This is a genomic window from Oceanobacillus polygoni, assembly GCF_008304605.1.
Lineage (GTDB): Bacteria > Bacillota > Bacilli > Bacillales > Amphibacillaceae > Oceanobacillus > Oceanobacillus polygoni.
Map to the genome: position 1 here is coordinate 1 of NZ_PIJY01000031.1, position 19,473 is coordinate 19,473.

At 34.1% G+C, this 19,473-nt stretch carries 21 protein-coding genes, 2 pseudogenes and 1 riboswitch; of the genes and pseudogenes, 4 read left to right on the forward strand and 19 right to left on the reverse strand.

Going from position 1 to position 19,473, the window contains the following annotated elements; genetic code table 11:
• The first annotated feature begins 333 nt into the window (after positions 1 to 333).
• Complete coding sequence (locus tag F1560_RS22455; RefSeq protein WP_246811945.1) at positions 334 to 1,161, forward strand: AraC family transcriptional regulator; 828 nt, start codon at positions 334 to 336, stop codon at positions 1,159 to 1,161.
• Here the strand turns inward: F1560_RS22455 and F1560_RS16345 are convergent.
• The 5 genes and pseudogenes from F1560_RS16345 to F1560_RS16365 form a co-directional block, all read right to left on the reverse strand.
• Complete coding sequence (locus F1560_RS16345; protein ID WP_149475724.1) at positions 1,098 to 2,345, reverse strand: MFS transporter; 1,248 nt, start codon at positions 2,343 to 2,345, stop codon at positions 1,098 to 1,100. The two genes, F1560_RS22455 and F1560_RS16345, sit on opposite strands and share 64 nt — an antisense overlap.
• 130 nt (positions 2,346 to 2,475) lie before the next feature.
• On the reverse strand, positions 2,476 to 3,441 hold the full coding sequence (locus tag F1560_RS16350) for a quinone oxidoreductase family protein (RefSeq protein ID WP_149475725.1): 966 nt from the start codon (positions 3,439 to 3,441) through the stop codon (positions 2,476 to 2,478).
• A 113-nt stretch (positions 3,442 to 3,554) separates the two neighbouring features.
• On the reverse strand, positions 3,555 to 3,776 hold the full coding sequence (locus F1560_RS16355) for a VOC family protein (protein WP_149475726.1): 222 nt from the start codon (positions 3,774 to 3,776) through the stop codon (positions 3,555 to 3,557).
• A 280-nt stretch (positions 3,777 to 4,056) separates the two neighbouring features.
• Positions 4,057 to 4,376: pseudogene (gene cutA, locus F1560_RS16360) on the reverse strand (divalent cation tolerance protein CutA).
• A gap of 47 nt (positions 4,377 to 4,423) precedes the next feature.
• Positions 4,424 to 4,852: a hypothetical protein gene (locus tag F1560_RS16365; RefSeq protein ID WP_245347910.1), complete on the reverse strand. Its 429-nt coding sequence runs from the start codon at positions 4,850 to 4,852 to the stop codon at positions 4,424 to 4,426.
• 350 nt (positions 4,853 to 5,202) lie between these two features.
• Between F1560_RS16365 and F1560_RS16370 the strand changes: the two genes are divergently transcribed.
• Both F1560_RS16370 and F1560_RS16375 read left to right on the forward strand, forming a co-directional pair.
• Positions 5,203 to 5,766 carry a cysteine hydrolase family protein gene (locus tag F1560_RS16370; RefSeq protein WP_149475727.1) on the forward strand — a complete coding sequence of 188 codons (564 nt, stop codon included), beginning with the start codon at positions 5,203 to 5,205 and terminating at the stop codon, positions 5,764 to 5,766.
• 318 nt (positions 5,767 to 6,084) lie between these two features.
• Positions 6,085 to 6,906: a C40 family peptidase gene (locus tag F1560_RS16375; protein WP_149475728.1), complete on the forward strand. Its 822-nt coding sequence runs from the start codon at positions 6,085 to 6,087 to the stop codon at positions 6,904 to 6,906.
• Between the two features lie 298 nt (positions 6,907 to 7,204).
• Here the strand turns inward: F1560_RS16375 and F1560_RS16380 are convergent, their stop codons facing one another.
• From F1560_RS16380 to F1560_RS16415, 9 genes and pseudogenes are all read right to left on the reverse strand, one after another.
• Positions 7,205 to 7,399: a hypothetical protein gene (locus tag F1560_RS16380; RefSeq protein ID WP_149475729.1), complete on the reverse strand. Its 195-nt coding sequence runs from the start codon at positions 7,397 to 7,399 to the stop codon at positions 7,205 to 7,207.
• Between the two features lie 29 nt (positions 7,400 to 7,428).
• Positions 7,429 to 7,775 (reverse strand): annotated as a pseudogene (locus tag F1560_RS16385) (lipid II flippase family protein); the annotation flags it as partial.
• A 259-nt stretch (positions 7,776 to 8,034) separates the two neighbouring features.
• Positions 8,035 to 8,187, reverse strand: coding sequence for a DUF6440 family protein (locus F1560_RS22325; protein WP_223116406.1), 153 nt, complete (start codon positions 8,185 to 8,187; stop codon positions 8,035 to 8,037).
• Positions 8,188 to 8,406: 219 nt separating this feature from the next.
• Positions 8,407 to 8,904 (reverse strand): hypothetical protein, encoded by a 498-nt coding sequence (locus F1560_RS16390; RefSeq protein WP_149475730.1) that lies wholly within the window; start codon positions 8,902 to 8,904, stop codon positions 8,407 to 8,409.
• A gap of 404 nt (positions 8,905 to 9,308) precedes the next feature.
• A complete protein-coding gene (locus tag F1560_RS16395) occupies positions 9,309 to 10,034 on the reverse strand; it encodes a ferredoxin reductase domain-containing protein (RefSeq protein ID WP_149475731.1) in 726 nt (241 codons plus the stop codon).
• 395 nt (positions 10,035 to 10,429) lie between these two features.
• A complete protein-coding gene (gene queE, locus F1560_RS16400) occupies positions 10,430 to 11,158 on the reverse strand; it encodes a 7-carboxy-7-deazaguanine synthase QueE (RefSeq protein WP_246811947.1) in 729 nt (242 codons plus the stop codon).
• A complete protein-coding gene (gene queD, locus F1560_RS16405; protein WP_149475733.1) occupies positions 11,152 to 11,586 on the reverse strand; it encodes a 6-carboxytetrahydropterin synthase QueD in 435 nt (144 codons plus the stop codon). The genes queE and queD overlap by 7 nt, the downstream gene beginning before the upstream one ends.
• A gap of 86 nt (positions 11,587 to 11,672) precedes the next feature.
• Positions 11,673 to 11,719: riboswitch (PreQ1 riboswitch) on the reverse strand.
• A gap of 326 nt (positions 11,720 to 12,045) precedes the next feature.
• Positions 12,046 to 13,023 (reverse strand): aldo/keto reductase, encoded by a 978-nt coding sequence (locus tag F1560_RS16410; RefSeq protein WP_149475734.1) that lies wholly within the window; start codon positions 13,021 to 13,023, stop codon positions 12,046 to 12,048.
• A gap of 101 nt (positions 13,024 to 13,124) precedes the next feature.
• The gene (locus F1560_RS16415) at positions 13,125 to 13,478 is read right to left on the reverse strand and encodes a VOC family protein (protein ID WP_149475735.1); all 354 of its coding nucleotides are present in this window, start codon (positions 13,476 to 13,478) and stop codon (positions 13,125 to 13,127) included.
• A 202-nt stretch (positions 13,479 to 13,680) separates the two neighbouring features.
• Here F1560_RS16415 and F1560_RS16420 point away from each other — a divergent pair, with 202 nt between their 5' ends.
• Positions 13,681 to 14,067: a DUF3888 domain-containing protein gene (locus F1560_RS16420; RefSeq protein ID WP_187773754.1), complete on the forward strand. Its 387-nt coding sequence runs from the start codon at positions 13,681 to 13,683 to the stop codon at positions 14,065 to 14,067.
• A gap of 533 nt (positions 14,068 to 14,600) precedes the next feature.
• Here the strand turns inward: F1560_RS16420 and F1560_RS16430 are convergent.
• The 5 genes from F1560_RS16430 to F1560_RS16450 all read right to left on the reverse strand — a co-directional run bounded on the left by F1560_RS16430 (position 14,601) and on the right by F1560_RS16450 (position 19,170).
• Complete coding sequence (locus F1560_RS16430) at positions 14,601 to 15,416, reverse strand: hypothetical protein (RefSeq protein WP_149475738.1); 816 nt, start codon at positions 15,414 to 15,416, stop codon at positions 14,601 to 14,603.
• 251 nt (positions 15,417 to 15,667) lie between these two features.
• Positions 15,668 to 16,177: a hypothetical protein gene (locus F1560_RS16435; RefSeq protein WP_149475739.1), complete on the reverse strand. Its 510-nt coding sequence runs from the start codon at positions 16,175 to 16,177 to the stop codon at positions 15,668 to 15,670.
• A 551-nt stretch (positions 16,178 to 16,728) separates the two neighbouring features.
• Positions 16,729 to 17,508 (reverse strand): reverse transcriptase domain-containing protein, encoded by a 780-nt coding sequence (locus F1560_RS16440; RefSeq protein ID WP_210095964.1) that lies wholly within the window; start codon positions 17,506 to 17,508, stop codon positions 16,729 to 16,731.
• A gap of 578 nt (positions 17,509 to 18,086) precedes the next feature.
• Complete coding sequence (locus F1560_RS16445) at positions 18,087 to 18,371, reverse strand: hypothetical protein (protein ID WP_149475740.1); 285 nt, start codon at positions 18,369 to 18,371, stop codon at positions 18,087 to 18,089.
• Between the two features lie 295 nt (positions 18,372 to 18,666).
• Complete coding sequence (locus tag F1560_RS16450; RefSeq protein ID WP_149475741.1) at positions 18,667 to 19,170, reverse strand: hypothetical protein; 504 nt, start codon at positions 19,168 to 19,170, stop codon at positions 18,667 to 18,669.
• Positions 19,171 to 19,473 lie beyond the last annotated feature (303 nt).

A 19,473-nucleotide genomic window follows, 5' to 3' on the forward strand; every position in this document is an offset into this window, starting at 1 on the left:
TTTAAATTCCTCACTATATTTCGCCATAAAAACACCCCCAAAAGTTAGTTTTTTACTCTAACTTTTGGGGGTCGGTACCTAGTTAAAAGGACTTTTTCTGTAATATACCATTCTACCTCCGTTAATATTTTGTATTTTATTACCAGTTTTAATAGTATAAAATTTTTTCGAAAATTCAATGACCTTATTGTAATACTTTTGTAAAAGAATGCTTTTTTAAATAGTAATCTACTGAAAACAAAGGAGGGGTATTCGTACAAACATAATTATTTTCTAGAGAAAAGTTCCTGAAAATTATGATACAATTTTCATAATAACTAAGAAGGTGATTACGTGAGCTCAACAAAATTATTACTAGCAAATAATAATGGCGTTTTCTTATTTAAAAAAGATTTCAGCCAAGAAAGCAACTGGCGTTCAGATAATTGTTATAAATTTATCTACTCCCTAAAAGGAACTATAGATTACCAAACAAACAGAAGTCAGCATACTATTAACAATCAACAATTTATCTTATTTAATCCCCTAGAAAAACATAAACAACTAGCAATAGATGACAGGAAATTTTTAATTGAATTAAACCCTGCTTTTCTTAGTAAAGTTTCTCAAGCTTTATATCCTGTTCACAATGATATTCAGTTTGCTACAAGTATTCAGAAAAACTACCACATTTCAAATTGGGTTAGGTTCGTATTAGATTTCGCACACCTTGAAAAAGATGACACCAGATCCATGGATATGTTTTTGGAACACAGTTTCACTCAATTAGCATTAATGTTAGTGAGAAGTGCTGTCGGAACCCATACACAGGATATAAATTTAAATACCTATAAAACAATAAATCCTCAAATTTATAAAACAATACTAGCTTTAAAAGAAAGTTATCAATATCCATGGACCTTGGATGAAATGGCAAAAGTATCGCGACTAAGTAAATTTCAATTTGCGCATTATTTTAAAGACATTACAGGAATTTCTCCTTACTCTTGGTTACAAACATATCGAGTTGTCAGAAGTCAGGAAATGCTTAAAAAAACAAATAAAACTGTATTGAAAATTGCAATGGACTGTGGTTTTTCATCTGTTACTGTTTACAATCAATTATTTAAGCGATTATATGGTATTACACCAGGCACTTTTCGAGAGATGGTTAATAAGTAGGCGACTGAACAAATGATCATCATAATTCCACATATTATAAACAAGATTCTTGTAGACAAGAATGAAGAGATGAATCCAAATACACTAAGAGAAATAGCATTTGATAAATATAGAAGAAATGCATTAAAACTAAAGCCCCTACCTAGTTTTTCTATGGGAAGATATTTTTGTAACAAATATACTCTTGATAAGCCAGATATAGGTAAGCCTATTGCTGCAAATAATATTCCTATAAAATACATTGGGATGGTATACGCAAATCCTAAAAAGAAAATTCCTATACCCAAAATTAATGTACCAAACAAATAAATTTTCACACTTAGCTTTTTCCATATAAATGGGATAAGCAGGTTAACTGCAATAACCATAGCACCATACCATCCTAAAAGTAAGCTATATATTTCCTCTCCATTTGGAGTTGTTTCAATTAATTGTAATAATAAGCCGACTTGCCATACCCAAGTATTGAAAAACACAATGATTACTGTAACTATAAATAGGGTTCGGATTGTCGTATGATTTTTCCCCCAAATTGAAAAATCCTTTATTGAGATAAATATATCAATTACTTTTCTTTGGTTTGAACTTTCACTTGTTAGATTTTTTTCTGTAATTTGAATTTTATAAATAAGAAACGCACTTATAAGGTATGTTAATGCATCGAAGGTAAAAAAATGTATTACGTTAATTGTATTCATTAATCCTATACTAACAATAGGTCCTAATACAGTAATGCCTCTTGTAATTGTGTCAAGCAAACTGTTAACAGAAGATCTTTCCTCTCCTCTTGTAATAATGGGTAATATAGCCCTATGGGCAGGATTAAAAAAACAGCCTAGACACTGAATAAGAAAGCTCACTATTATTAAATGCCAATAATTCAGTAACTTTAATTGATGAAATAGTACCAATGATAATGTTAGAGGTATTCTTATAAGGTCGAGTACTATTAATAGCCTTTTTTTATCTACCCAATCAGCAATTACTCCTCCGATTAATCCAAATAGAAGGTAAGGGAATACTTGTGAAATTGCAACACCAGTTGTGTATATACTTGATTCTGTCATCTCATAAGCTAAAAATAGGAAGGCTAAACCAGATATAATATTCCCCAGACTAGAAGCCCCAGCTCCTAGTAAGTAAAATAATACATTTCTATTATTTTTTATAACTTTAAAATACATATAAATCACCTCTTGTTGAGCATACTTTTTATTCGAGGTGATTTCTTTACTAATATTGCTAGTCTTTCTTTCAAGATTATGATGTATTTACCATTTCAAACAAAACGAGAAATTTTATTCTAATTATTCTTTAAACTCTAAGCAATACTTTCCCTTCATAATTACGGCTTTCAACCAATTTATGTGCTTTTGCCGCATCACTTAAATGAAATACTTGTGCTATTGGGAGGATAATTTGTTTTGACTCAAATAGTTCTATAACTCTTTCCGCAATAGGTGCTAATCGTCTTGGGTTATGTTTTCTAGTTGTGCCTAAGCTAAACCCCTTAATATTTCTACAACTACTATGAACATCACTTGTTTTAAAAGTACCGGCTTTACCACTACTATTACCAAATTGCACAAGTGTGCCATATAATGCTAAGCAATCTAAACTCATGCTTGTAACATCACCAGCAACCGAATCAAAGATAATATTGGCACCTTGATTATTTGTTTGCTTTAAAACTTCCGCTGTAAATGTTTCATAAGTGCATACAACATCAGCACCTAATTTCTTCACATAACTAGCTTTTTCTATATTGCCAACAGTGCCGAGAATTTTTTGAACTCCTGATAATCTAGCTAATTGTACAAGCATTGAACCTACTCCACCTGCAGCACTATGTATGACAATGGAATCAGACTCTCGTATTTGACCAATTTCATGTAAAAGCATATACGATAAGATAGATACAGTTGGCATTGCAGCCGCCTGTTCAAAAGGTAGATTGTCTGGAATTTTAAAAACTAATTGTTCATTTGCAATCACATATTCTGCATATGCTCCATCTTTAGGGAAAGCGATTACACGATCACCTATTGAAAAAGGCGACTTGGCATCAACTTCTACAACGGTTCCTGCAACATCCAAGCCCAATATTAAAGGAAGATTTCCTTTTCCCTTAATTCCAATTCTTGTTTTTATATCTGCATAATTCACACTCATAAATGCTACTTTAATTAAACACTCTTTATTTCCTCTTTCTGGTGTTTCAACATCTGAGTAAGAAAGTACACTTGCATCGCCAAACTCACTTTGAACGATAGCTTTCATTTTTAACGCTCCTTTCCACATGATTGGCTAATATGTTCTTGTTTAACTAGACTACCCTGCAGGAACAGATTAGCATTTTTTAAGAATGGCACTTGTTAGCACAAGAACTGAAGTCAAAGGCTTGATGTAATTCTTAGATAGTATCCATCTGGATCTATTATCCTGAAATCTACCATCCCCCAAGGTCTTCTGTTCAATTCTGCCTGGATAGGATATCCTGCTGCAAGTACATTATTATAAACTTCATGTACATTTTCAACTTCTAAAACTATTTCAACACCTAAACCAACTTGTTGACCATTACTGGAAACTTTAAGTGGATGTAAATCAGGCAAACTTCTCTCTCTCCTAAACCAAAAACCACATTATCTTTTCTAACTGACGTGTAAGTTGCTTTCGTTTCTTTTGGTCCGTCAAATTCCAAAACATTACTATAAAATTCCACTGATTTTTCTATACTTTCAACAAACAATTCTAGTCTTAAATTCATTAATAATTTTCTCCTTTTTTCCAGTTAGGTCTTTAAATCGAAGTTAAATATTCTTCATTAAATGCCCCTTTATCACAATAAGAAAAACAGCTGCCAGTTGACCTCATCTTCAATTCTTGCACCCATTAGCTTAATATTGGTATAACGTTAATCACAGGTTCTTCATAAGGATGAGTACTTTTAATTAGTTCTTTCACTTCATCAATGTTCTTCATTAAACACTTGAATTCCATTTTACATTCAGTCCCAAAGGAAATTTCACCTTTACTGCCATTAAAAGGATTTGCTTCTTCTAAAGGTCTCCAGTAGCCTTTTACGACAGAATATGAAAGAACATTATCGTAATTACCCACAGTCAAAACGCCAATATTATTAGCTTATTTCTTAATTTATCTATATATTCTTCTGGTAACAGCACTTCTACTTTTACAAATATGAACTCCATTTAATCCCTCAATTTCGTTTATATTATTTCACTAAAGTATCCTTTAGTTATAACTTAGATAGTCTTGTTTCGTCCTTTTTAAAAATACCAATCAACAAAATAATAAGCCCTGTGGTGAAAAGAAATGGAAATACATATAACATCAGCAATGCTGCAAAACCATCTCCTGTATAAATCGCATAATTAAATCCAATGGAGTAAGCTAAGGGTGCGGAAATTGGTAACATAATAGTAATACCCCATATCTGGTATTTTCTTTTTTTAATCTTGCCTACACTGAGTAAGCAGGCTGTGGAAACGCTGAACAAAGTAATTAAATAACCTAAATAAATTTTTGCTCCCAGTGTAAAGCTACTCGGATCTACTATGTTTCTTAACCAAGTTATTATGAGAAAAACCAATGGAATGAAAAGGATAATCGATACAGTAATTCGTTTATTTTTGCTCACACTTACACCCTCTTTTAAAATCTTCATTTAAAAATTCCTGTTCTGCTAAACTGTTCGTTAACTCAATATCTTTATACCAAGATAATAACATAATATTCAAAACTTTTTTCGGATAAAAATGGCCGATCAAATTTAATGACCAGCTTGTTTAACTATCGAACCAAAAGTTAGTTGAAGAACCAATATTAAAATTATCAACAAAGGAATAATATGTTATAATTTAATAGGCTAATAATTACCACTATTTAGTCAAATTTTGTTTAGGAGGTTGATATAATGATAAACAAAAGAAATGTGTGCTTAAAAATATCTAAGGGGATTACGACTAAGTAACCAATCTTTTAGCGTCTCCCCGCATTTTGAAAGGGGAAAATTATTTGAATCAAACATTATTAGTCATTGACGCACAACAAGAATTAATTGATGGAAATCAAGAAGCAAGTCAAATTTTCAATAAAGAAAAACTTATTATTAATATTAACAAAGTGATTAACAAAGCAAGAAAGTCAGGTGTTCCAGTTGTTTTTGTCAGGGATCTTGATGTAGCTGAAGGAGAAGGTAACGGATTTCAAATTCACAATGAAATTAATATCCCAACTGAAACAAGGTTTTTCGATAAATCTGCAACAAATTCCTTTTATGGAACAGGTCTGCTAGAACATTTAACGTCACAGCATATTGAACATATTGTGATTATGGGCTGTGAAACACAGCATTGTATAGATAGTGCAGTCAGAACAGCAACTATTAGTGGCTTTGATGTAACATTAGTTGGTGATGGTCATTCAACATTGGGCAATGATGTTTTAAGTTCAGAACAAATTATAAAGCATCATAATACTACTCTTCACGGTCATTATAATGTTGAACACTTTTCTATTGTCAGAAATTCAGAGGAAGATTTATTTCTTCCCACCCACGATTCATATCGGGAGAGTTAAAAGTAGCACTTAATATCGTGGTACTTACCTTATGAGATTTAGAAGAAGAGAATACTATGTGACATTATATACGTACACTTGTTCAAATTAAGCAGGGAAATTTCCTGCTTATTTTATTGGATAAAATTTATTCTCATCTTCAACTAACCTGCACCCTTCGTTAATTCCAAGTTGTAATATTTTATAATAGTTTGTTATTTCCTCTTAATCCCTATGTTATCTCACTGATATTTTCATGTGATACATTGTGGTTAATTAAGAGCATGATATATGTCGAATCATGTTTCATTGCTTACTAGTTTAAAAGGAGGAATAATATTGGTACAGTCCAATCAAACAACAAGAAAATATGTAATCTCTACGGCACTTGTAACTTCTCTAGCTCTTACTCCTGTTTTTAGTGGAAGTGTGTTTGCCAATGCTGGTGCAGGTTCTTCGGAGGGCGATATAACCATTAGTGAAAGCAATCTACCTAATGTAATAGAGCAAGAAGAACTATCACAAAATGAGACGGCACTCATTCGAAGTGGAGATGTTGGTGCAGCAGTAGAGGATATACAGGAGGAACTTCAAGCTCAAGGGTATTATACATATACAATTGACGGTATTTTTGGTCCATTAAGCGAACAAGCTGTAAGAGACTATCAAGCAGACCAAGATTTACAGGTTGATGGTATTGTAGGTCCGAATACATTCGAAACAATGACACTTTCAGAAAGCGATTCTTCTGAAAATAATTTAACTATTACGGAGTCTGGAGATAATGCTTCTGACATTCCATTGGATATTGTTGCTGCTGCAGAAAGTGTCATAGGAACACCTTATGTTTGGGGAGGAACAACTCCAGAAGGATTGGACAGCAGTGGTTTTATTAATTATGTATTTGACCAAGCAGGAATTGACGTTTCACGTACACATAGTGAAATGTGGGAAAACGATGGTTCCCATATAGAAACCCCTAACATCGGGGATGTCGTATTTTTTGAAGGTACTTACGATACAGAAGGTGCCTCTCATAGTGGAATCTATATCGGTGATAACCAAATGATTCACGCTGGTAATGACGGTATAATCATAGCAGACATCAGCATTGATTATTGGCAGGACCATTATATTGGAGCTAAATCTTTTACTGAATGATAAAAATCTCACCTAAAAATACAAGTGCAGTTTTTGCACTTGTATTTTTAATTACCATAATCATTCAAAGACTTATCAGCCATATCCAAAACTGGGCAATGGTGATGAACCACTACTTCTCCATGATGAGCTAAAAGATAGAGTGTTAAAGTACCTTGAGTAAATTATGACTTACAAATTTTATTTGACAAACCCGTTCTCGTTCATTTCAGAGAAGTATTTACTTTCGAACAATAAGACGTATCTCGTAGAAGAGATAACACACCCTCCTTCTATACTCTATTTCAGAAACACAGCGTTACTTTAAGAAGGTATTACTATCCGGTTTCGCAGTGCCCTTGCTAAATTTCCCAATAATTAAAATGATAATACCTATAATACCTCCTACAAATTCAGCAATATAAAAATCCGAATCTCTTACAAAACGGATGAGAAATCCTCCACCAAAAATTATTGTCATTGAAATTCCAATAGATGTTAGCAAATACTTCATATTATCTCACCCCTTTTAGTTGTAATAGCTAATTTTAGAATAGATCCACGTTCTTCAGCTAAATGAACGATTGCCCTCGAAAAAATAGCAATAAATGTCGGTAACAAAAGTATACCAATAATTGTTCCTATTGTTGCAGAACCAATTATAATTCGATATTGACTACCAACGAATTCTAAGGCATTTTATTTTGGTTCATTATCTATCAAACTTCCTGTAAAAGGCTGTTGCATCATATCCGCTAACCTTGAAAACATCACCATTACGGAAATAAGGAAAGAGCTGAAGCTAATAGTTTTACCCTAGCACCTGATAAGCGTACTGAATAAGCTAATGTTTCGATTGAATGGATAATTAAGATAAATAATCCAATCATTATTAATTGTGTTGTGAAATATTCCAAAGACATTACCTACTTATTTTATTGTATAGTACTAAATTTTCCGACATCTAAAATAATAACATAATTTCCCATTATTAATAAGATGTGATTGTCGAATTGAGCTGTCCTGATCCTTTAGTTAAGAAGACCGCTATAATTACCGATCTTCCTGTTGTGGCACTCATTAGTGAATTAAAAAACTAGCCACTAATAATCCAGCAGACAGTGCTAAGCTGTGGGACGGAAGCAAAAACTACTTATCTACTATCGTTTCTCCATTTTTATCAAGTAATGGCGTAAGACCACTCCCTGTGCCACACCACGTATGAATATAATTTACTCCAGTATCACGATCAACAAAAATAGTTATCCGTCCAAGTGTAGGTATCTGATTGTCTGACTTTATATAAAATCGACTATTTTTATTTTTTTACTACCAAACATAATATCCCTCCATTTGCGTACTATTCCTTATTTAACAAACCTCAAACTACCGTTCAATCACACTTTCAACTATTTCCCCGTAAAATTAGAGCTTAAAGAATTACTTAAAACTTGCTTTATTGATTGACTATCCTACCCAATGAGAGCCAGCTGACTCTTATCGAACAAATTAATCATTTTCTTATTCAATTTCTCTTGTTAAATCATGAAGCAATTCCCCATCTCTCCAGTAATACCATTCCAAATACTTAGTATGTTCACCTTTAATGGTATAGCCAACAACAATGTAATTTTCTTTATTCTCCATTTCGTCAATAAATTCTATTGTAAAAGTTTCATTTCCTACTTTTTCTTCAATCACATCATAAACGGCATTTTCCAATTTATTTTCTTTATAGAACAGAAACAACATTGCCATTAAAACAATAAGACACAATGTCATTCCTATCCAATCTACTATCCTTGTTTTGATATTCTTTTTCTTGTTATACCACATTATTTTTATGATAGACATAACCACTACAAGTGTAAACACTGGTACAAATAAAGCTAAGAGGGAAATTCGAAAGACGATAGATAAGTATAAGACTACAAACCAAAACACAATCAGAAGAATAAACTTCTCGACTTGATATTTTTTCCCATTAAATAGGAATTCAATAACATTTTTTCTTAACATAAGTCCCTCTCCTTTATTCCATTAAGTCTTATTGAACTCTTCTGCTGCGTTAGTACATTAATAAATAAGGAAACCTTAATTCTTCTTCATTTCGGTTTTAATTGAGAAAAATATTTTGTATGTAAATCAAATAGTTTAAAGTAAAGGGGGGATCAATCGTCATCTCAAATGGAATTTCCAATTTTATCCCCTCCTTTTGTCCGTATTATTTCAAAAATCAAAGGGATACTCAACTAATAATTCTTATTCAGCTATTCTACCCTCATAGTTTAATGACTTTCTTTCCTTATATAACTCCAATCCATTAAATCTGTTACTTGTAGAATCAGACTGATTAGAAAAGACGCCTCTCTGTTAAAGAAAAGCGCCCATAATGGAATTTCTATTTAGAATTTACCAAGAAATTATTTTGTCTCGCTCGACAAATCAAATGATAGAAACTCAGATAGTTGTTGTTTGTGCTTATCGAGCATGATCTGTGTTGGCTTGATCCCCTGCTCACGCAGTACTTCAATGTTCTGCACGAGGAACTCATCGCTGCCGACAACATAGAAGAGTCCATCCTTGTCTGCAGCAAGATTTTTCACTTCTTCGTAGTAGTCTTTACGGTTATCAACAAACTGTGATGTGAACTTCTTGTCAGGTGCGGATTCAAAAATATTAGTGAACAAGAAATCTTTTGATGAATCGATGTTCAAGGAATGAATTTGATTGACGTTGTCAGCACGTTCGAAATACTCAAGTACAAGCGGTCTGAAAGTTGCCAGGCCAACACCTGATGACAGCAGGTAAACATTTTTGTCTTCTCTTTTAAGCGGTACATTCGAATGCGTTTTAAATATTGCAACTTCATTGCCGACTTCAAGATTTCTTAAAATCGTTTTAAACTCAGAGCACTGCTCTCTGATGCGTGTTGTGATACCAATTGAATTTGATTGCGGTAAAGTGGAGATTGACATATGACGAATCAAGCTACGGTTTGGTTTCTCTCCAGCATTAAAACCTTCCAGTGCGAAGTGGGTGTGGGAACCTTCTTCCCATGTAAAGTCTTCCGGACAGTCAAGAAGGTACGTTTTAACCTCAGGCGATTCTTCAATAATCTTATTTATTTTAGTCCAGTATATTTGCATTATATATTCTCCTCACTAAATTATATATATCGTTACTATCTAATATACACTAAGTGATAACAATTCTCAATTAAATGGATTAATTATATCAGATAATTTACGTGACTTAAATTTATATTGTATTCTTTCATCTTCATCTTGAATATTCCTTTTTAAATTCTTCACTATGTTTGTCCATAAAAACATCCCCGAAAATAAGATTTTCGGGGGGCAGTACCCATATTGACGATTTTCTTGTTGTGTATAAAGTTAGGTGAAAATTTCCGATTGTATTTTTTGTTCTATTCAATCAAACCTTTAACACGATGGACTGTTTCTTTTTCAGTTGAAGGTAAGACACGTAATTTTCTCTTCTCATATCTATAATTCTTTCCTCTTACATTTTAATAGGAAGATTAAACACCACGTTTATTCCCCCATAAATAAGTGTGAAGCTGTGGCAAAACCCGAACATCGTTCAATTCTGCGTTATTCATTACAAGATCTACCAATCGTTCGTATTTTTCAAGTAAATGTGGTAACAACTTATCCTGTTCTCCGGTTTCCAAATCATCATTACCCACTTGCAGAAACAATTCTACATCAGGATACCGTTTGTGTATGTTGATGGCATATTGCAAATCTTCTTTCTCAAAGATGACCACCTTTAAACTGAAATTACCCTGTTGTTTTTCCTTTAATGAACGGATGATAAAATCCAATGTTTCAAAATTTGTAGTCATTCCAGAGCTTGGCGGCTTAGGCGAAATCGTTAGATCATCTATCTTTGTAAACCATTGCTGCCATCTGCTACCTTGGGTTTCCAATGCAACCTTCATCTGATTTTCATGTAGTAAATCTACCAATGTATTCAATTGCGCTAATAATCCTGGATTTCCTCCAGAGATGGTAACATGTTGAAATCGCCCGCCCCCCTCTTCATATAAGGCATCCACTATTTTTTGCGGTTCCATCATTTGAATCGATTCTTTTTCTGAACCGTCCCAGGTGAATTTCGAATCACACCACGAGCAGGAATAATCACAGCCGGCCGTTCTGACAAACATCGTTTTTTGGCCAATGACCATTCCTTCCCCTTGAATGGTTGGACCAAATATTTCAAGTACAGGTATTTTTCTCATAATGTTTTCTCCTTTGGTCGGTAAATACAATAGCTCGTTGGCGTTTCCCTTAAATATACCTGAACACAAGTTGGCTTATTCGGCAGGTTGTTTAGGTATTCCTGAATGATTTCATATATAGTCCTGGCAACCACTTCTGTTGTCGGAAAATATTCAGCGTCTTGGTCGGAGAATTTAGTGTCTTCATTCATCATACGATGATCAAATCGCTTATGAATTAAATCTTTTATTCTTTTAAAATTAACCAAAAAACCTGTGTGATCAAGATCGTCCCCAGCAATGGTGACATTTGTAAAATAGGTGTGCCCATGCATATTTTGGCATTTTCCGGCATCCGCATGTGGTATATAATGAGCTGCGGCAAATTGAAAATCTTTATTTAGTTCATATGCATAGGGATGTTCTGTAACTGGATAAATCTGTTGCATCATGAATCTTCACTCCTTCGTTTATTTTGTATCTTTGGGAGCTTGTATCCATCCAAATAAAAAAGACAACATTAAGAAGATGCTGTCCTAGCTCCTTAGTTTTTTATAGAGGGATGGAATTTCGAACCTCTCCTGCCAATACGCAGATTCTATTATTCACTTACAATATTACTTTACCATATCTTTTATTTTAGATTAAAGAATATATGTCAACATAGAAAAATAAAGTCATTCATGTTATGGCGTATGACCATATAAATGTTCCCAATAGAAAAAACGATAACCGTTCACCCATTAGTTGAATATGGAGTTGGAATGGTTTACCTTCGTTATGTAGTTGATAAAAGAAATCTCTAGCCTCGACAAAGGTTAATTCTAATTTTTTATTTCCTCCAAAGTTATTCAGATAATATCATAAATTAAAATTATCAGGATTTTGGAAATTTATTTTGTTCATTATATTTACGGTAGCGTATTACCACGTGATGCGATATAAAGAGAATACCATTCTTCACGAGTCATAAGCTCCGCCTGTCGGATCGCATCTTGACATTTTGTAATTCTCTCTGGATTTGTTGTACCGATGACAGGCTGAATCATAGCTGGATGACGCATTAACCATCCAAGCACAATTGCTTCTGCAGAGGTTTCTTTTTCCAGTGCTAATTTCTTCACCAGTTCTATCGTGGCTAGCTCCGATTCTGACGGATTATCTATGGAGCGACCAGAATATATTCCATTCGCTAAAGATGCCCATGCTTGAATTTGCACATTAGCTAAGCGACAATATTCAATAGTCCCATCTGGAAAATTCACACCTGTTCCTTCGTTTTGGTTCACTAAAACACCTTGCTCTACCCAATCAATTTGCTTTAAGCTCATATTCAGTTGGTTAACAATCATAGGTTCAGAACAGTAAGCATTCAAAAATTGGATTTGAGAAGAACTCATGTTAGAAACCCCAAAGTGACGTACTTTTCCTGTCCTCTTCAATGTTTCGAATGCATCTGCCACTTCTTCTGGTTCCATCATAGGGTCGGGGCGATGTAATAGAAGAATATCTAAATACTCGGTATTCAATCTATTCAAGATCCCATCCACTGAATCCAGGATATAATCCTTTGAAAAATCATAGCGCTTTGGATTTTTGCCATCTGCAAATCGAATACCACATTTTGATTGAAGGACTATGTTTTCTCTGAGTTCTGGACGCGATTTTAAAATTTCACCAAATACTTTTTCTGCTTTTCCCATCCTATAAATGTCGGCATGATCAAACATTGTAATACCGTTCGATAATGCTGCATCAATTGCCTTTTCTGCTTTTAGGATATCCTCTTTTGTGTAAGGGGTTTGATCCCAGCCTCCGCCAAATCCCATACAGCCTAATACGAGGCGACTTGTTGTAATTTCCCTTTTTTCAATGGGCATTACTTTCATGTATTTTCCTCCTGACTAATTAAATTCATATTATAATTTTATTTATTTTACATCAAAATTATAGCACTTTCTGTTAAACCAAACTGCCTGTTAGCTTAATATTAACATTTGCATACCATTAAGATATTTCCATCCGGATCTTTGAAATTAAAATAATGATTATGTTCGATTGGTGTAACTAAATCAACATCCTTATTACTCATAAAATGAAATGCCTCTTCAATGCTTTTTGTGTTAAAGTGGAATGCTGGGACTTTAAATATTCTATCCTCTGAATAAATCTTGCTGTCTAACACAATCCCTGTACCTTCCATAGGAATAACGTAAAGATGACCGAATTGAATCTCCCCATTTGTTTCTAGCCCTAAAATATCACAGTACCAATCTCTCGCTTTCTCTATGTTGCTTACTGGGATGAAAACTGTTCCTATTTGTTTTAAAATAGGATTATCCATAAAAATACCCCCTTTAATTAATCTTAATTAAATATTCCATATATTTAATATGAATTCCTGCTTCTTTAGCAAAAAAGACCGTCGTATTGACAATCTCATTGTTGTATTAAAGTACCAGATAGCACAATAACATAAATATTAATATTTATCGTTAATCAGGTAAGTATATCGGTATATGATATATTTAAAGAGGTGTTATTTGGTGAAAAAGGTATTAGTTATTTTTACAGCACTATTTCTTGTTCTTATGTTTTCAACCCCAACAATTGCTTCAAAACAATCCACCCTTGAAGACGCATTGCTTTCTTTAATGTGGGAAGATGTTCGTAAGGCTACTGTTGAACACTATGACTTAAATGATGTCCAATATTGGAATGAAAAAGTATTAGAATTAAAAATGACAAACGGTCTTTCCTTTGAAATCACAATTCAACTTGATGCTTTTGTAGGAGCACATAACACGATTGGCACTGATACACTTAAATTTGTACGAGAAATACCTGATGGACTTAAATTGGTTAGTTACAAACATACTCCCTCAAAAGAAAAAAAGGAAATATTAGAATGGTATTTTAAAAATCGGTCATAAATAGCCGATTTTTTTATGCTTCTTATTCAGCAGCCTGCCCTTCATAAAATAACCTCTACAGTAGCATTAATTCTTCTAGAATTAGCGCACTCATTAGCTTAATAAGAATTATTTATAAAACCCAGTGTGTGAAGAAAACACCTAAAAAAAGGGCGATCCACGGTATGATATTAATCAGTATAATCTCCATAAAAAAGACATTCTTCAATTTTTTCTTGTAAAAGTATAACCACAACAGCGATACACCTATCCCCCATATCGGTAAGATTAAAAAGTAATGTGGTGCCACGAATAGGCTGTCAGTATAATTCTCACCTATGGCACCTCCCGCAAGAAACATCGTAATAGAGCATGTAATAAGACCACAAAAAATAATATTGATTATAATCAATAATAATTTCAACTTGAACACCTCTTTCCTGTTCATTAACCAATTGTTTACAATCACTAGCTTTTACACTGGCCACTTACAATAAATAGCCAATTCTATTAACGTATCTACCTCACAGAATATGATTAACCTCTAAGAACCACTATGGTAGTTTACTCTTATCAATCGGAAGAAGGTGGTATTCCCAATGAGTCCTACATTCATTCAATTTATAGAACCCCTGTGTTTCATCTTGTGACATATAGCCGCATTGTTGAGGCGCATTACTGAAAATGTCTTGCACTTCATCTTCCGAGGGATCATAGTAACTCAAATCTGGGGAAACATCAATCCATCCTTGGTTGGCATTTTGATCATATCTTGATTTTAAATCGTAAATGATCACCCCGCCTTTCCCTTTATCTTTTACTACTCTGATTTCACTTTCATTATTTTTTCCATTTTCACCAGCAATTTCGATAAACTCCTCAAGTATATCTCTGTTTTCTACATCGTTATAATTTGATAAAACATCATCTTCATTTGGTTGAAATTCTTCCGCTTTTTGCTCCTCTTCGACGTCCTGGTTACTATACTCAGTTGAGTCAAGTTTGCCTTCCCGTTCATTTAGTTTGTATTGGGCAAAAAACACAAAAGATTGTAGAGCAAAAACAATCATTTCCTCTTCTTCGCCACTCGTGTTAATGTTATCGATTGCTTGCAATGCGTCATTAATTTGCGCCTGACTTAATGAGTCTTTTATCTTGCTGGGTTTTACCTCTAGGATTTCTTCTTCGTCCATTGACTCGAATAAATTACTCACCTTTTCTTTTGCTATGTAGATCTCATACTCAAAATAAATATATCGCAATCCCACCCCTACAATTATTATCATAAACAAGCTGATTACTACGCGTTTTCTCTTTGCTTTTGCAGAAGATTCATTATCCGACTTCCCTGTTTCGTTGTCTCTTTTCAACTAATCACTCCTAAAAGTTTCACTTTCAGTTTCTTTACCTTACTTTCTTAATCAACGGTCATTATCTAATATTTCAAAGCTTATTAAAGTATCCTGCCCCGTTAGCACAATATCTCTATCCATCAATAATAACATAATTTTCCAAATTATTCATTGAATTTCCCCTAAAGAAAAAGGCGATCAAATTTAATAATCACCTTGTTTAACTATTGCACCCGTTACTATCAATGCTCGTTTGTAAATATTCTTTACTATTGAACATCCAATGCAACCGCATAAATGCCAGTACCTTCTTCCCAAGTTGCCAATATTTCATATAATGCCTTCTCTTTTTCCTTTACATCTTTAAAGTCATTGTAAGTTGCTATCATATTCTCATTGTTATCATAAACTCTTATTTCAAAATTAAGTGGTTCTTTTTCGAAGTTTAGTGTGACAGGTTCAGTTAGAATAACACTCACCGCATCTTCAACGTTAACTAATTTTGTTAATGGTATAGAATCCGTTTCTATATTTACCATTTGTCCTGTTTGGGAATCTAAATAACTCCAACTATAACCCCCTTGTCTTGTTTTAACTATTTCTTCGCCAAAAGTAATTGTTAGTGAAGGTGGTTTCTCGTTTTGGGTCAAATTAACTTCTTGAGATTTTTCATTACCATTTGAAGCATCATCTTGCTCTGGGTTGCTTTCATTTGAGTTACTACAAGCCACTAAAGCAAAAAACATAAAAACCACACTAATTAAATACATTTTTTTCAAAATATCACCTCTTTAAATTAGACGGTAATTTTATATTAAAGTTTTAAAAATCTTTATTAAAAAAATTCCCCAATAGGTAAATAGCAATATATTCAAAAATAACCCCACTAAAAAGAAGCCCATTTAGATAACCGCCTTGATGACTGCATCGGTACTCTTTTCTCGTGGGTCTTCCACTTGAAATACTCCCTTAACATCAGCCCGTAGGTTCCCACGTTCCATACAAACGCCTGTGTTATGTTCATGCCACCTTTATGCCGCCCATCACTTAGTCAGTAAACAGGTTTCCTCTAAGCTCGTCCTAGGTTAACGACTACCCCCTAGTTTTGATGGAATCTCTACGCTTTCGACATTTCCGTAAGTGGTTCACATGTTCGTTCATCTCCATAACACGCACTTGACAGTTCTTGACTGCCTTTTCCTTAACGCTCAATACCATAACTTTTGACTACAGCACCTTAAGGTAGTTTGAAATCTCCACCTGCATGGCGATTCCGACGGGCCCACCGTCATCATTTGTACAGCATAGCTGCTTTGAGTAGTCTCGCTACTCACGCACACTTTCGTGGCGCACAATCATCTGCATATCTCACAATGAATGCTTGCCCTTTGCACTGTTTTCTAACCCTCTTCTCAAACCAAAGGTCGAGGACATAATGGAGGTATATATTAGCTAATACTGGAGAAATCACTCCACCTTGCGGTGTACCATACTCTGTTTTGTGTTTCTTGCCTTCCTCCATATACCCACCTTTAAGAAACCTACCAATAATTCTTAGTAAGTTTGGATCAGCGATTCGCAGTTTTAAGAACTCCATCACCCATCTGTGGTCAACGTTGTCAAAGAATCCTTTAATATCTACATCTACTACATAATTTACTGACCTCTTTTCAATATAGTGGTTCAGTATTTTCAATGCATCGTGGCAATTACGATTTGGACGGAATCCAAAAGAGCAATCTAGAAAATCATTTTCATAGATGGAATTTAGTATTTTCGTAATCCCTCTTTGAACAATCTTGTCTTCGTGTTCCGGTATTCCCAATGGTCTTTTCTTGTTTGAATTGAGCTTTGGAATATACATTCTTCTTACTGGAACAGGACGATAGCTTTTGCTTTTAAGCGTACTTACTAAGTCCTTAATGTTTTCTTCTAAGTTTTCACCGTATTGCTCTTTAGTTGTTCCATTAATCCCAGTTGCCTTTTTGTTAGGTGACTCACGATGACATTGAACTAGTGATTGCTCATTTAGTAAATGTGCAAGAGATGTAAATTTCATTTTAGGATTAGATTTTGCTAATTCTGCTATCCTTAGTAGTTTTGTTTCCATTTAATATCCCTACCTCTGTGTGTAGTAAATGTGTCCCTATTAAGGGTGATAACTGGTAGCTAGCCTTTCCTCCATCGGCATTACCCGACTTCATTGGTACTACGCTGCTATCCGACTCCCTACACGGCATTTGGTTTCCTTGCTTGTTATCGCTTGTACACCATACTCTTCTAAAATAAAGAGACCGGTAGGGTCTCCCGAGTTGCCGTATCATATCAATGTATAACGTGCCAAGGTCTCTGACTCCAGAGAGGCTTTACCCTTCTTGCCTATAACAAAGGATAAAATATAGCTTTCTGCTGTGCGTAAGGCATCAGCCCTCTCGATTAACTAACATTATGGAGCTCAATCCCTTCAACCACTTGGCTTTCGGCCCGCTACCTAACTGTCTACGCTTAAAGACTAAAGTTACCTTTAGCCCTCCAAGACTCGCTACGAGCGAATGGCTAATTCTTACTCGACGGGAATCCCACCCGTTATATGACACGACCTAAGCTCGGCCGCACACGCACCCGTTCGTTATACATAAAGACTTACACATTAATTGCATATTATATAAATGATGTGACAATAAGTAATTATTTCTTACCTTTCAGTTCTAAAAGTATAGGTGCTATATTTAGTAAGATAGAAACAATTGTCAAAAACCATAATGCCCTTTCCATACCAGGTACAACATCCCCTAAAGCTGACCAATCTTCCACTTTTACCCACCGAGATACAAGACTATATTCTGAACAAAGTGTTAATGCTGTAAATGATAGTCCTGTCGCCATAGCAAGCTTATAATCCTTTCCTGCTTTATACATATAAAGATTTATAAAAGTTGCTACTACAGCAATAACCCCAAATATTATAAACATTACTAACCTCCATATATTTTTATTTTTGTCGTGCAATAATACTAACGTGCATCATCTCAATTTTTGGTATTACTTTTTTATTAGACATTAATACGTCAAATCTTATTTTATAGTTCGGTTTAAACGTACACAGCATGTTCAGGCATCAATGGTTGATTATGTAAGACTACATCATCTTTCCAATTTAATGACGGAGTTAACAATATCAAGTATCTCATTGACATTTCTCCTTTAATTAAAAATTTTGTTCTCGAATTATTGCACCAAATAGTTAAAAAAGCAATATCTTGAAAACCTATTCATTTATTTCATATATCAATGTATCAAATAATTTTTCATCAGTATAAAGCAATATTGCCCATTCTCCTTCCTTTGGAATGTTCACACTTGAAGGTGTGTGTGCATCTGCTCCATTATTCTCTCCCGCAAGACTTATCGTCCAACCTGTTGTTATGATTTGATGGACAGTTCCTGTTTCTTTATGAAGACCAACGATCGTTAAATTGGTTGCCTCGGGATTCTCAATCCCCCAAAGATGCCACATCCACTTTTGATCGATATTTATGCTTGGCATATCAGCACCAATTACACCTGATTTATTTTCATTACCAATAACATTTCTATCACTAAACTCAACTGCTTTCGTTTCCCAATCAATTGCTTCAAAATCAGTTTTTTTAACAAATGCGGGAATATTTTCAGGTAAAGTTAGTTCTTTTTTAACTGTTTCATCTGATATACAAGCTACCATAAAAAATAATAAGCTAAATAAAATTAATATTAACTGAATTCTCTTCATAAAATCACCCCTGCTTTTTATTATTACCAAAATATACTAATTAGGAACCGCGCCAGCTGGCATACTACCTCTTCACCTCTACAATAACATAATATTTGAAATATTTTCCAAAATCAAAAGGAAATCAAATTTTAATGATCACCTTCTTAAACTATCACACCCGATCGTATTATAAGGTTAGCCAGAATGCTAAATTTTTCTGGTTGACCATTTTTTATATTGTTTTATTATAACAGTAGCCAGGGTAGAACGTAACTGCCCGTGGGGCTTTGATCCCGTCAACTAAACCGTTCGCCCCCTACT